Source organism: Paenibacillus sp. NPDC056722 (assembly GCF_042790635.1).
Lineage (GTDB): Bacteria > Bacillota > Bacilli > Paenibacillales > Paenibacillaceae > Paenibacillus_AQ > Paenibacillus_AQ agri.
In genome coordinates this window covers 160,157-173,291 of record NZ_JBHTYV010000001.1, presented here as the reverse complement: position 1 = coordinate 173,291, position 13,135 = coordinate 160,157, and the positions used below count along the sequence as shown (strand labels likewise).

General features: G+C 50.0%; 11 protein-coding genes. 8 read left to right on the top strand and 3 right to left on the bottom strand.

The window, feature by feature from the left end; translation table 11 throughout:
* Positions 1–27: 27 nt before the first annotated feature.
* Positions 28–1,776, bottom strand: a complete 1,749-nt coding sequence (locus ACFRAM_RS00840) for an alpha-glycosidase (RefSeq protein WP_379464068.1) — start codon at positions 1,774–1,776, stop codon at positions 28–30.
* A 302-nt stretch (positions 1,777–2,078) separates the two neighbouring features.
* Here ACFRAM_RS00840 and ACFRAM_RS00835 point away from each other — a divergent pair, with 302 nt between their 5' ends.
* From ACFRAM_RS00835 to ACFRAM_RS00820, 4 genes are all read left to right on the top strand, one after another.
* Entirely contained in the window at positions 2,079–2,894 is an 816-nt protein-coding gene (locus ACFRAM_RS00835; RefSeq protein ID WP_379464066.1) for a transporter substrate-binding domain-containing protein, read from the top strand.
* Between the two features lie 103 nt (positions 2,895–2,997).
* The gene (locus ACFRAM_RS00830; RefSeq protein WP_175373186.1) at positions 2,998–3,657 is read left to right on the top strand and encodes an amino acid ABC transporter permease; all 660 of its coding nucleotides are present in this window, start codon (positions 2,998–3,000) and stop codon (positions 3,655–3,657) included.
* Entirely contained in the window at positions 3,644–4,366 is a 723-nt protein-coding gene (locus ACFRAM_RS00825) for an amino acid ABC transporter ATP-binding protein (RefSeq protein ID WP_175373185.1), read from the top strand. The genes ACFRAM_RS00830 and ACFRAM_RS00825 overlap by 14 nt, the downstream gene beginning before the upstream one ends.
* A 120-nt stretch (positions 4,367–4,486) precedes the next feature.
* Positions 4,487–6,016 carry a Ppx/GppA phosphatase family protein gene (locus ACFRAM_RS00820; RefSeq protein ID WP_379464063.1) on the top strand — a complete coding sequence of 510 codons (1,530 nt, stop codon included), beginning with the start codon at positions 4,487–4,489 and terminating at the stop codon, positions 6,014–6,016.
* Here the strand turns inward: ACFRAM_RS00820 and ppk1 are convergent.
* Positions 5,964–8,081 (bottom strand): polyphosphate kinase 1, encoded by a 2,118-nt coding sequence (ppk1, locus tag ACFRAM_RS00815; RefSeq protein WP_175373352.1) that lies wholly within the window; start codon positions 8,079–8,081, stop codon positions 5,964–5,966. The two genes, ACFRAM_RS00820 and ppk1, sit on opposite strands and share 53 nt — an antisense overlap.
* Positions 8,082–8,524: 443 nt before the next feature.
* On the opposite strand from ppk1, the gene ACFRAM_RS00810 reads away from it, so the two are divergent.
* Positions 8,525–9,187, top strand: coding sequence for a 3D domain-containing protein (locus ACFRAM_RS00810; protein ID WP_175373183.1), 663 nt, complete (start codon positions 8,525–8,527; stop codon positions 9,185–9,187).
* 68 nt (positions 9,188–9,255) lie between these two features.
* On the opposite strand, the gene ACFRAM_RS00805 is transcribed toward ACFRAM_RS00810, so the two are convergent.
* Positions 9,256–10,143 (bottom strand): polysaccharide deacetylase family protein, encoded by an 888-nt coding sequence (locus ACFRAM_RS00805; protein ID WP_379464061.1) that lies wholly within the window; start codon positions 10,141–10,143, stop codon positions 9,256–9,258.
* A gap of 191 nt (positions 10,144–10,334) precedes the next feature.
* Between ACFRAM_RS00805 and ACFRAM_RS00800 the strand changes: the two genes are divergently transcribed.
* The 3 genes from ACFRAM_RS00800 to ACFRAM_RS00790 all read left to right on the top strand — a co-directional run bounded on the left by ACFRAM_RS00800 (position 10,335) and on the right by ACFRAM_RS00790 (position 13,086).
* A complete protein-coding gene (locus ACFRAM_RS00800; RefSeq protein ID WP_379464059.1) occupies positions 10,335–11,369 on the top strand; it encodes an NADH:flavin oxidoreductase/NADH oxidase in 1,035 nt (344 codons plus the stop codon).
* Positions 11,370–11,456: 87 nt separating this feature from the next.
* The gene (locus ACFRAM_RS00795; RefSeq protein WP_175373181.1) at positions 11,457–12,161 is read left to right on the top strand and encodes a dihydroorotate dehydrogenase electron transfer subunit; all 705 of its coding nucleotides are present in this window, start codon (positions 11,457–11,459) and stop codon (positions 12,159–12,161) included.
* The gene (locus tag ACFRAM_RS00790; RefSeq protein WP_379464057.1) at positions 12,154–13,086 is read left to right on the top strand and encodes a dihydroorotate dehydrogenase; all 933 of its coding nucleotides are present in this window, start codon (positions 12,154–12,156) and stop codon (positions 13,084–13,086) included. Before ACFRAM_RS00795 ends, ACFRAM_RS00790 begins: the two co-directional genes overlap by 8 nt.
* Positions 13,087–13,135 lie beyond the last annotated feature (49 nt).

Below are 13,135 nucleotides of genomic sequence, written 5' to 3'. Positions count from 1 at the left end.
ATGATGGCACAAGGGACAGCCTGTTTTTCAGTCTAAATTACGAGTGAGTATCCGGTAGCCATAAGGCTCCAGGCGAATATTCATGATCCCGTTCTGCGGAAAGACAGATTCTCCCGTCAGAGCATCCTGCCAGTCGTCGGTCTCCATAGGATGACTCAGCGTGCGCTCTTCCGGCATATTGTTCATCCAGATCGTGAAGTGCAACTTGTCGTCCGCCCGCTCATAGACGATGCAGGCATCGCGCTCACTGGCCTGCAGCAGGCGAAACCGCCCTTCGCGCAGCGCCTTGTGCTCTTTGCGCAGGGCAATCATCGTCCGATAGAATTCATATAACTCCCGGTCCTGTTTTGCGGGGTCCCACTCCATGCATTTCCTGCAGTCCGGGTCCTGATAACCGCTAAGGCCAATCTCATCTCCGTAATAAATACAAGGTGTGCCCATGAATGTGAACAGGAAGACAACGGCGAGCTTCAGGCGGCGTTTATCTTCACCTACACAGGTCAGCAAACGAGGGGTATCATGACTGCCAAGAAGATTGAAGACCACCTCATTCGTCTGCTGCGGATAACGCATCAGTAGTCCGCCGATCCGATGCCCGAATGTCACGCCATTCATACCGCCAGCGAAGAATTCCAGCACGGTTCCTGAGAAGGGATAGTTCATAACCGAATCAAATTGATCGCCCAGCAGCCAGGTTAGTGAATCGCTCCACACCTCTCCGACAATATAGGCTTCGGGGTTGGCATTCTTCACGACTTTGCGGAAGTCCCGCCAAAAATGGTGGTCCACCTCATTGGCAACATCCAGCCGCCAGCCATCTACTTTGATCTCTTTGATCCAGTATTCGGCAACCTCTAGCAGATAAGATCTGACTTCTGGATTGGCGGTGTTGAATTTGGGCATATTGCCAAAAAAACCGAAGGTGTCATAGGTAGGAATCCCATCGACAATCTCGGCCGGAAAAGAGTTAATATGAAACCAGTGCCTGTACAAAGAGTATTCGCCTTTTTGCAGTACATCCTGAAAGGGAGGGAACTGGTCGCTGCAGTGATTGAAGACCGCATCCAGCATGACGCGTATACCCCGTGCATGGCATTGTTGCACCACGCGCTTTAGCAGTGCATTATCCCCAAAATGGGGGTCGACTTTTTTATAATCCACAATGTCATATTTATGATTGGAGGGCGAGAGGAAGAGCGGGGTGAAATAAATGGCATTGATGCCGAGCTCCTGCAGGTCGTCCAGATGATCCAACACCCCTTGGAGATCTCCGCCGAAAAAATTGTCCAGCTTTGGCCGGCCGCCCCATTCCTCTGTACCCTTGGGACTGATTGAAGGATTGCCGTTCGCGAACCGCTCCGTCATGATCTGGTAGAATACCGCGTCTTTGGCCCACTCAGGTACCTTGAACACATCGATTTTGTGAATGTAGGAGAACTCAAAATAGTGACTCGGCGGGGTGGGGTATTCGTGGCGAATGATACCATTATCGAGCAAATAAATCACTTCGGCTCCAGAACTAATTCGTATGGTGTAACACAATCGCTTATATTTGGGTCTGACGGCTGCCTCCCAATAGTCGAACATCTCGTCGGAAGCGACTTTTTCCATTCGTACCTCATAATAAGTGTGTTTCCAGTCATATTTGTCGCCGGTCAGAGCCGTTACATGATCTACATCGTTCTGTTTGGTGCGGACACGCAAGTGAATGGTTTCAGTATCGTAAGCATAAGCCCACTTGTCTCGGGGAACATGGTACAAAGCCTCCAACAGCATGACAGCACCTCCTTATTGGATAGTTTCAGAGCAAGGATTATGCGCCTGGCAACAGTTTGTTAGCATGTTAATACCCGTTGAATCTGTGGAATGAACCAAACTCTCAAAATGGGTGTTTTTGTTTAAAATCAGTATATACTTTTTATGTCAACCCTGTGCAAAAAGATTGAAATTTACTGAAAATTACACAAAATAATAAGCATTTCTAGTAAAAATGTCTTTGCATATTCATACGAACTGATTTATAATAAATCGGTCTAATTAAACAGCATACGCTAAATACAGAAAAGGGAGATATAGAAATGAAAAAATGGGGTACACTTTCACTAACTTTGCTGCTTGCAGTAGGACTACTGACGGCCTGCGGTCAAAATAAGAATGGCAATGATTCCGCAGCTAGCGGAGAAGCTAACACCGGATCTACTACCAAAAAAACACTGACACTGGGTACCAGCGCGGATTTCCCGCCTTATGAATTCCACAAGGTTATTGACGGTAAAGACAGCATCGTTGGTTTTGACATCAACATTGCCAAAGATATCGCCGCTGACATGGGCGCTGAGCTTGAGATTAAGGATCTGCCTTTTGATTCCCTCCTGAATGAATTGTCGAGCGGAAGAATCGATATGGTCATCTCGGGCCTCAGCCCAACGGAAGAGCGTAGGAAAGCAGTCGAGCTGTCCGATATCTACTACAAAGCAGAGCAATCTGTGGTTGTTCGCGAAGCAGATAAGGACAAGTTCTCGACGATGGACTCGCTTAAAGGAACGAAGATCGGCGTTCAGACCGGATCGATCCAGGAAGAGCTCGCTAAAGGCATTGAAGGCGCACAATTGACTTCCCTTGGCAAAATTTCCGAGATCGTGCTCCAGCTGCAATCCAACCGCGTGGACGCTGCCATTATTGAAGGTCCTGTTGCGAAGTCCTTTGTAAAGAACGTTAAAGGAATCGTAATTACAGATGCCAAACCAGAAGCTGAAGATGATGGTTATGTGGTAGGGATCAAGAAAGGCAACACAGAGCTGCTGGATCAAGTTAACAAGACACTTAGCCGACTGAATTCCGAAGGTAAGATTGAGCAATACGTAACAGAAGCAAGCGAACTGGCTGAAAAGTAATTAATCTGTTATCAATTGGAATGAACAGCTGTACTTACAGAAAATAGCGGTGCTTGTTCCGCTGTTTTCTATTTTTTTGGAGATTGGAGGTTGTGCAGGTATAATGAACATTTTTAGTTTAGCTTATGATTACCGGAACTTTTTTCTGTCTGGTCTACAGTACACCCTGCTGCTGGCCGTGCTCGGCGTATTCTTCGGTTTCGTACTGGGGATTGCTGTTGCGCTGCTTCGCATGTCCAAATTGCGTGTACTCAGATTTATTGCCACGGCTTGGGTAGAGTTCCTACGGGGGACACCGATGCTGGTGCAGCTCTTCCTTATTCACTATGGTCTGGCCAGCTTTGGTGTCGAGTTCAGCGCAGTGCAATCGGGTGCGATTACACTGTCCATTAACAGCTCCGCATATCTGGCCGAGATTTTCCGGGCAGGGATTCAAGGGGTGGACCGGGGGCAAGTGGAGGCTGCGCGTTCCCTCGGCATGAGACAGGCAATGACGATGCGCCACATCGTGCTGCCGCAGGCTTTGAAAAGCGTACTTCCAGCTATCGGCAACGAATTTATTACGATTATCAAGGAATCGTCGATCGTTTCTTTTATCGGGGTGGCAGATCTTATGTTCCAATCCCGTGCGGTAACTACAATTACCTATGACGGGTTTACACCGTTAATTGTCGTTGCTGTGATGTACTTTGTGTTGACCTTTACTATGTCCAAGCTGCTTGGCAGACTCGAAAGGAGGCTGAACACCGATGATCGCCGTTAAGAATCTGGAGAAGCATTACGGAAAGTTGGAAATCCTGAAAGGCATTGATCTGGAGATCCAAAAAGGGGAGGTTGTTGTGGTGATCGGCCCCAGCGGTTCTGGCAAAAGCACCTTTTTGCGCTGCCTGAACCTGCTTGAGCAGCCAACCGGCGGTGAAATCACCTTTGAGGGCGAGTCCATAACCTCGCGTAAGCATGACATTAATCTTACCCGTGAGAAGATGGGGATGGTGTTCCAGCAATTTAATCTGTTCCCGCATATGACCGTACTTCAGAACATCACCTTGGCGCCGATCAAGGTGAAGAAGCAGTCGCAGCAGGAAGCTGAGAAATTCGCTCTGAATCTTCTTCGGACCGTCGGTCTGGAGGATAAAAAGGATGCTTATCCGAATCAGTTGTCCGGGGGACAGAAGCAGCGGATCGCAATTGCCCGTGCTTTGGCTATGCAGCCGCATGTGATGCTGTTCGATGAGCCGACCTCTGCACTTGATCCTGAAATGGTCGGTGAGGTGCTGGAGGTCATGAAGAAATTGGCTGAAGACGGCATGACCATGGTGATCGTGACCCATGAGATGGGCTTCGCCCGAGAAGTCGGCGACCGCATTCTGTTCATGGATGGGGGCTTTATTGTTGAGCAGGGAACCCCTGCGGAAGTTTTCGGTAATCCCAAGCATGCGCGGACTCAGGATTTCCTGAGCAAAGTGCTGTAATGCATAATATATAAAACGGCCCCCGGTAGGTTACCGGAGGCCGTTTTGTTTTAAAGTTCATTTATGTGTCCAAAACATGTATAATAAGTGGTTAATGAACCTGAAAAGGAGTACATACATATGAAAGATGACCTCTGCCGGATCGGCATTATTGATATTGGCTCCAACTCCATTCGTCTGGTAATCTATGACACGACGCCGGCGGGAGGCTATAAGATCATAAAGGAATGCAAATACTCCGCTCGTCTGAGTGAGAAAATAACAAGAGATGGCCGGCTGGATCAGAAGGACATGGAGACCGTTGTCCCGGTGCTGCGTCAGTTCAAGGAGATCTGCGACGGATTCGGTGTAGAGAGAGTCCGGGCAGGTGCAACAGCAGCCATCCGTAATGCTGCTAATTCGGCCGAAATTATATCCTTCCTATCCGAAGCTTCAACGATTCCAATTGAAGTGATCAGCGGTCATCAGGAAGCCTATTTTGGATTCCTCGGGGTGATTAATGCGTTTAATGTCGAGGACGGATTTGTTATCGACATCGGGGGCGGAAGTACGGAGATCACGCTGTTTAGAGGCCGCCGGTATCAGCACAGCATTTCTTTTCCGTTCGGAGCTGTGAATACCAATGTCATGTTCGGCCACGGCGGTAACTGGACAGCGGAGCAGGTTCATAAGCTTCAAGCTTACGTGCTGGGGCGGCTTGTGGAGCATGACTGGCTGACTACCGGGGAAGGCTTGCCTCTGTTCGGACTGGGCGGTACTCTGCGGTCACTGGGTAAGCTGGATCAGAAGAGTAAAGATTATTCGCTGCCAAACTCGCACGGATATACGCTGTCGTCTGAGACGATTGAGCAATTTATGGCTACACTACCGGCGTTGCCGCTTGATAAGCGGAAGGAACTGGACGGGTTGTCCAAAAGCCGGGCGGATATCATTGTCTCCGGTTTGATTATTTTTCACACCGTATACAAATATGTTGGTGCTGTGCAGGCTGTTATCAGCGGAGAAGGCTTGCGGGAAGGCATGCTGCATGATCTGCTGAAGCCGGAGCAGCCGGTGCGGGACAGCGCTCTGGAATTTAGTCTGGATACGATCATTCGCTTTGATATCCGCACCTCCAAGACGCATCTGGATCACATTCACAAACTCGCTCGCAGCCTACTGTCCATGCTTAAGATCGAAGGGGATACCCGGGAGATCGAGATGCTGGTCTATGTCTCCATCATGTTGCACCGAACGGGATCGAATATTAATTATTATCAGTCCAAGCGCCATACGAGATATTGGCTAATGAACTCGCCCATACGCGGTCTCACGCATCGGCAGCTCATCCTGTGCGCCATGATTTCTTCCTATAGCACAAAAAGCCGGAAGCAGAAATTGTCCACCGAACACAAGGACATTTTACTGGCTTCCGACGAAGAGTGGATTCACAAGCTTGGAACGCTTGTTCAGTTGAGCATTGCACTGGACAGCACCGAGATTGGCGTTGTTAGGGGCCTTGAAGGCCATATGCAAGGGAATACCCTCCATATGAGCCTCCAGGGCGACTCAGACATTCTGATCGGTCTTGAAGATATTGAGAACGCTCTGAAAGCATTCAGGAACGTTTGGGGTCTAAAGGTAAAGCTCGACTCCCCTTCCAACGTGTAACATCCATAGCGGCAAACTGGCTCCGGAAAGGGGCCTTTTTGTCGTCCGCGCGTTCATAATATCCATTGGGCTGAAGGAAACTGGATTTGGTGTTATCGCTCAGTGTCAGCTCAAGAATCTTGATGATCTGCGTCCGGATGGTACTGTCATGCACAGGGCACATCAGTTCGATTCGCCGGGTCAGATTTCGTGTCATCCAGTCTGCACTGGAGAGATAGACCTCTGGCTTGCCGCCGTTCTCAAAATAATAAATGCGTGAATGCTCCAGGAAGCGGTCCACGATGCTGCGCACCGTAATTCGTTCGCTTAATCCTTCAATTCCCGGCCGCAGGCAGCAGACCCCGCGCACGATGAGATCAATGGATACGCCGGCCTGGGCTGCGATGTAGAGATCGTCGATGACCTGCTGGTTGGACAGGGAGTTCATCTTGGCGATAATACGGGCCGGACGTCCAGCCGCAGCATGCTCAGCCTCACGCTGCATCAGCTTCTGTAAGGACAGGCTCATGTTGGTTGGCGCGACGATGAACGAGTTCCAGTCATAATTGGCGGAGTAGCCGGTCATTTGATTGAACAGCTCGGAAGCGTCCAGACCGATGTCGGTATTCGCGGTGAACAAACTCAAGTCCGTGTAAGCCTTGGCGGTACTGTCATTATAGTTACCGGTCCCGACATGCACATACCGTTTCAGCTCTGTGCCTTCCTGGCGTACAATCAACGTGATCTTGGCGTGGGTCTTGAGTCCGACCAGGCCGTAGACGACATGGCATCCAGACTGCTCAAGCTTGCGCGCCCAAGCAATGTTGCGCTCCTCGTCGAAGCGGGCTTTAAGCTCAACTACGACGGTGACCTGCTTGCCCGACTCGGCGGCGTTTGCCAAGGCAGTAATCAGCGGGGAATTGCCGCTGACCCGGTACAGTGTCATTTTGATGGCCATGACCTGTTCGTCTTCAGAGGCTTGAATAATAAAATCCGTCATCGCGTCAAAGGATTCGTACGGATGATATACCAGCACATCACGTTCTTGCAGCACTTCGAAGAAGTCTTCATTCTCTTCAAACTCCACCGGATATAGTGGCTCCACCGGAGGGTAGTTCAAGTAACTGAAGCCTTTAAGGCTACCAGCAAACTGGCGCAGGAATCCGAGATCCAGCGGACCGTCAATCTCGAATACGAAATCCTCGATTTCGAATTCAGCCTGCAACTGCTCCAGCGCATAGGGGTGGATGCCTTTTTGTACTTCAAGCCGGGCCGGTACGCCGCGTCTGCGCTTGCGCAGCTCTTTTTCAATCTCCTCCAGCAGGTCCTCAGCGCCTTCCTCATCAATCGTAAGGTCCGAATTGCGTGTCAGGCGGAACTCGCTAACTGAGACTGGCTCATAGCCGCTGAACAAGGTCTGGATATGATGTCTGATGACATCTTCTATGAATACGAACTGCCGCTTCTTGCTGTTGGAGCGATGGGGCAGAGGGATACATCTAGGCAGATTGGACGGGATTTGCAGGATGGCAAAATACGGTTCTTCCTCTAGAGCATTTTTACGGGAGAGAACCACCGCCAAGTAGATGAATTGGCTATGTACTAGCGGAAACGGACGGCTCTGGTCCACTGCCATCGGCGTAAGAACAGGATAAATAATGTCGCGGTAATATTGTTCTATGGAAAGTTCCTGTGCATGTGTCAAATCGCCGTAATCAACGAATACAATGCCTTCCTTGTGCAGATTCCTGGAGATATCGCGGAAGGTGCGGTACTGGTCGGCGATGATTTTGGAGACCCGCTTGAAGAGGCGTTTGTACAAGCCGGATGGAGTATAACCGGTGAAGTCTTTTTTCGTATATCCTGCACGGATCTGATCCTGGATGCCCGCTACACGCACGCTGATGAACTCATCCAGGTTGCTGGACACAATAGCCAGAAATTTGGCCCGCTCCATCAAAGGGTTGTCCACATCTTGGGCCTCTTGCAGTACCCGGCGGTTAAATTCGACCCAACTGAGGTCCCGGTTGAGATAGGCAGTGGCAGGACTGCTGCTAAAGATATTCTTTTTCTCTTCTTCGATCATTTTGCTCATGGCCCCTCCACGTCATTCTTTTTTCTTTCGTTACCGCTTTGGTGGCGGTGCAGCCGTAATTTCGGCTTATCTATTTTACCATTTTACTATTTGAAGAAGATAGTTTTGTTAAATCTGTGTAAAATCTTTGGTTTAATTTGCCGAAAGTTTGCGCTGCAGGTCGGATAGTGAAATATAAGTTAACATAATCATAGTTATGTAACCTATATTGTTCTCCAAATAAAAGCCCTCTTTTTCGTTAAAAAGAACAGTTCTTTCAAAATGGTAACAATTGCTTTGGCACTGGTTACAAAATTGTGATATATTCGATTCTGTTAGTTTACAAAGAGCTGCATTTTGATGCCCTTTAGTAATTCATACATAGCTACAGGGTAAAGACTTGCGCAGTGCGCTGTTCAAATGGCCGCCGTGCATTGTAAACCAAGGAGGAAGAAATGAAGATTAATTTCAAAATGATCAAAACCTTTGCTGCTCTTATAGGAATCAGCGCTGCGCTGCAAGCCGTTCCTGTCCATGCTGATGGCATTCACACGGCTAAGGAAGGGAACACTTTCTATACGTTGTCCAAGCAATACGGAGTCAGTGTTGACGCCTTAATGAAAGCTAACCCGCAGGTGTCTGCAACCAACATTTATTCAGGCTTGAAACTGAACATTCCTGGGAAGACACCTACGCTGGTAGCTCAAAGCGAATCTGCCAAAGCGGAGGTCATTACTGCCAATCTCAACGTTCAACCGGAAACCAATACCGTGTCTGCTTGGGGAAAAGTGTTCAACTATGACCGGACGCTGCAGGTCAAAGCTTCGGCTTACTCGTCTGCAAGCAGCGAGAACGGGAAATGGGGCGCGGTCGATTACCTTGGCAACCCACTGAAGCTGGGTACGATTGCTGTAGATCCATCCGTGATTCCAATCGGCACTAAAGTTCTGGTGACAGGTTATACTCACCCTGGACTACCGAAGTCCGCTTTTGTTGCTACCGCTACCGATATGGGTAGTGCCATCAAGGGAAACCGGATTGATATTTTTATCCCGGGAAGCCCGAGCTTTGTAGCTGACTTTGGTTATCAGTATGTACAATTATACGTTATTCAATAGTTCATTATAAACTTCATATGAAATACAAACGGAGGATGACCGCTGATAGCGGCGTCCTCCGTTTTTTGTTATTTGCTTTTCGAAATTTGCAGAAGCTGGGGAACCGTAACGAAGGTGTAGCCCCGTTGTCGCAGGCTCGTAATCACCTCGGGCAGCGCCTGTATGCTTCCCCTCAGGTTGCTCCCATGTCCGCCGCCGCCATGCTGTAGAATGATCGCTCCCTTGCCGGCATGAGAGAGGATGTTGTTCTTGACCTGCGTCTTGGAGAGCCCCTTCCAATCTAGCGAATCCACATTCCAGTTAACCAGCTTGTAGCCATGTGATTTCGCCCATTTAAGCTGCTGTTCATTGATATCTCCATAGGGAGGGCGAATCAGGCGGGGTTTATAGCCCGCGATGGCTTGCAAAATATTTTCAGTACGAACAATCTGTGTCCGAAAATCATTCAGTCTCAGCTTCACAAACTGCGGATGATTATAAGAGTGGTTGCCGATGACATGCCCTTCCCGGATCATACGGGCAACAAGCCCTGGATGTTTCTCTGCCCGGCTTCCTACAACAAAAAAGGTGGCCTTCACTTTGTACTTGCGGAGGACATCTAGCAATTGCGGCGTAAAGCGCGGATCGGGCACATCATCGAAGGTAAGGGCGATGATCTTCCGCCGCGGGCCGCTGGTCTTGATCGTCTCAGGATACTTGTGCAGCAGCTGGCTCAGTGTAAGCCCTTTGGAATCCTTTCGCGGCCGGGCCGCTTCTTTGGAAGAGGTTGTTTCAGCTGCTGGGCCGACGGGATTTCCAATGGAAGAAGAGGCCTCGGGATCATTGGAGCTAAACCACTGCACTGGGGTTTGATTAGCAATCGCTGAAGCTTTTAATGGTGAAGGGGGAGAAAGCAGCAGGGCACAGATCACCGCTGCCACGAGGGTCAGTCTCCAGCCCTTGGACAGATCATTCATCCGAAAGCACCTCCTTTTTTGTCATGATCACGGCCATTATCTTCCTTTGTTATCTCCCAGAATGCCGGATTTTATGCTGTCCCCGTCGTTCTGTGGCCAATATTTCTTCTAGCAGGCAATGCGTGTATACTTATGAAACGGGACAATGAAAATGCCCGATAGATAGGGATCAGGGAAGGATGGAGACAAGTATGCCGAATTTATTCACCCCTTATGAATTGAAAGGATTATCGCTGAAAAATCGGATTGTGATGCCTCCAATGTGCCAGTATTCCGTGGACAAGCAGGATGGCATCCCTAATGACTGGCATTTTGTGCATTATGTCAGCCGTGCCGTTGGCGGTACAGGCTTTATTATTGTAGAGATGACGGGTGTTCACCCGGATGGCCGCATCACGAACCAAGACACCGGGATTTGGGATGACGGACAGGTTGAAGCTTATCGCAAGCTCACAGATGCCGTGCATAGTCATGGTGCCAAAATTGCGATTCAACTTGGCCATGCTGGACGTAAGGCAGTGGATGCGAAGCCGCCGGTAGCACCGTCTGCAATACCTTTCGACAGCCGCTCTAAGACTCCTAAAGCTTTGTCTCGTGAAGAGATCGCTGAACTGGTTGATGCCTATCGTGAAGCTGCGCGCAGAGCGGTGGAAGCAGGGTTTGACAGCGTGGAGATCCATGGTGCGCACGGATACCTGATTCATCAGTTCCATTCTCCGCTGACGAATGTCAGAGAAGATGAGTATGGCAAGGATCTGGGCTTGTTCGGTGAGCAGGTCGTCAGAGCCGTCAAAGAAGTGCTGCCAGCGGACATGCCTGTTATCATGCGGGTTTCAGCCAAGGAGTATGTAGATGGGGGATATGACCGTGAGTATGCGCTCAAATTCTGCACCCGTTATCGCGATGCAGGGATAGATCTGTTCCATGTATCCTCCGGCGGGGAAGGTCCAATCGGCTCTAATGGCGGACCGAATGCCGTTCCGGCATATCAGGCGGATCTGGCCGAGTACATACGGACCGGACTGCAGGTATCTGTGATTGCGGTAGGGCGTTTGGAATCCTATTCGGATGCACAGGCCATAGTAGCAGAGGAGCGTGCTGAGCTGATCGCGGTTGGGCGTGGCATGCTGAGTGATCCTTATTGGGCGCTGCATGCAGAGGAAGCGCTGGGAGGCGCAAATCAGGTGCCCAAAGCTTATGAGCGCGGGCTGTGGAATAGAAAATAGATTGTTGTTAGTGTGAATATTGTCACAGATTTCAAGCTCCTTCTAAGGCAATCTTTAATAAGATTAAATTTGAAGGAGCTTGATAACGTGGCGACAGTTATAAGTAACGAACGGCTGGCAGAAGGGGTCTTCCATCTCAGGGTGGAGGGAAATCATGGCGGACAAATGGGTCAATTCTACATGCTGCGGGCATGGGGAGCCTATCCGCTGCTGTCCAGGCCGCTTAGTATACATCAAGTGAATGATGATGGAGTTGAATTTCTGTATCATGTGGTTGGGGAAGGTACAGCAATATTAGCTGGTTTGATCCCTGGTGATACGGTAAATCTGGAAGGGCCGTTTGGTAGCGGGTTTCCGTTTGTTTCCGGTAAAGTAGCGCTCGTAGGCGGGGGGATCGGTATTGCCCCGCTTTTTTATTGCGCAGAGAAGCTGCCAGGCAGCGACGTATACTTAGGCTTCAGCAGGGAGGCCTTCCGCACGGAGGCCTTTTCTTCCCGCGCCGCATCCTTAACGGTGGATGTGGGCGGACGGATCCTCGACAGCGTTGATTTTGCCGCGTATGACCATATCTTCGTATGTGGACCACATCCCATGCTGAAATCAGCCCAGCAGAAGGGCCAGGCTGCGATGGAGGCGGGAAGCAGAACTCAGGTATATCTATCGCTGGAGAACCGGATGGCCTGTGGCATCGGTGCCTGTCTAGTATGCAGCGTGTCCTGTCGTGACGGACAGCGCAAAGCCTGCGCAGACGGACCTGTCTTTCTGGCGGAAGAGGTGATTTTCCATGACTAATCTGAGCGCCAAGATCGGCAATGTTCATTTTAAGAATCCAATTGTTATGGCCTCCGGCACCTTTGGCTTTGGACATGAGTATGGAAAAATGTATGATGTGTCCACATTGGGAGGGATCTCAGGCAAAGGTCTGACACTGCATCCCAAGGCGGGCAACCCCGGTATTCGCGTATACGAGACCGCTTCAGGCATGCTCAACAGCGTTGGACTGGAGAATCCCGGCATAGAAGCGTTCCTCGCCAAGGAATGTCCTTACTGGGAGAACCTTGATACGGTTCGTATCGTCAATCTTGGCGGAGGGACGCTTGAGGATTATGTGCTCGGTGCGGAGCTGATCCAGCAGGACGCGGATGCCCGTCAGCGCGCCGGAACAACTGCTGTGGACATGATCGAACTGAACATCTCTTGTCCTAACGTCAAGGAGGGCGGGATCGCTTTTGGTATCAAAACACCGGCCGCGCAAGAAGTGGTACGGGCCGTGCGGCGGGCCACGCAGCTTCCGCTCGCTGTGAAGCTGTCGCCCCAAGCAGAGGATATCGCCGTGATGGCACAAATGTGTGAGGCGGAAGGTGCGGACGCAGTCTCTCTCATTAATACCATTTCAGGCATGAAAATTGATGTCCGCAAACGTAGCAGTGTGTTCAACAATCTGTATGCCGGATTATCCGGTCCGGCCATTAAGCCAGTTGCACTACGGATGGTGCATCAAGTGTCCAAGAACGTGAACATTCCCGTCATGGGCATGGGCGGAATCACCTCAGCCACCGATATCATTGAATTCATTATGGCCGGGGCTACGGTGGTTCAGGTGGGAACTTACAACTTTATGAATCTGCGGGCCGGTAGCACGCTGGCAGATGAACTGCTGCAGTTTATGGAGGAAGAAAAGATCGAATCGTTGGACGAAATTCGCGGAATTATATAAATTTCAGGTGCAGCCCCGTGTTTTTTGGGGCTGTTCTCTAAATTCAGCC

Coding starts and splice junctions, on each gene's coding strand:
- ACFRAM_RS00840 (WP_379464068.1), bottom strand. CDS start 1,776: ATGCTGTTGGAGGCTTTGTACCATGTTCCCCGAGACAAGTGGGCTTAT.
- ACFRAM_RS00835 (WP_379464066.1), top strand. CDS start 2,079: ATGAAAAAATGGGGTACACTTTCACTAACTTTGCTGCTTGCAGTAGGA.
- ACFRAM_RS00830 (WP_175373186.1), top strand. CDS start 2,998: ATGAACATTTTTAGTTTAGCTTATGATTACCGGAACTTTTTTCTGTCT.
- ACFRAM_RS00825 (WP_175373185.1), top strand. CDS start 3,644: ATGATCGCCGTTAAGAATCTGGAGAAGCATTACGGAAAGTTGGAAATC.
- ACFRAM_RS00820 (WP_379464063.1), top strand. CDS start 4,487: ATGAAAGATGACCTCTGCCGGATCGGCATTATTGATATTGGCTCCAAC.
- ppk1 (WP_175373352.1), bottom strand. CDS start 8,081: ATGATCGAAGAAGAGAAAAAGAATATCTTTAGCAGCAGTCCTGCCACT.
- ACFRAM_RS00810 (WP_175373183.1), top strand. CDS start 8,525: ATGAAGATTAATTTCAAAATGATCAAAACCTTTGCTGCTCTTATAGGA.
- ACFRAM_RS00805 (WP_379464061.1), bottom strand. CDS start 10,143: ATGAATGATCTGTCCAAGGGCTGGAGACTGACCCTCGTGGCAGCGGTG.
- ACFRAM_RS00800 (WP_379464059.1), top strand. CDS start 10,335: ATGCCGAATTTATTCACCCCTTATGAATTGAAAGGATTATCGCTGAAA.
- ACFRAM_RS00790 (WP_379464057.1), top strand. CDS start 12,154: ATGACTAATCTGAGCGCCAAGATCGGCAATGTTCATTTTAAGAATCCA.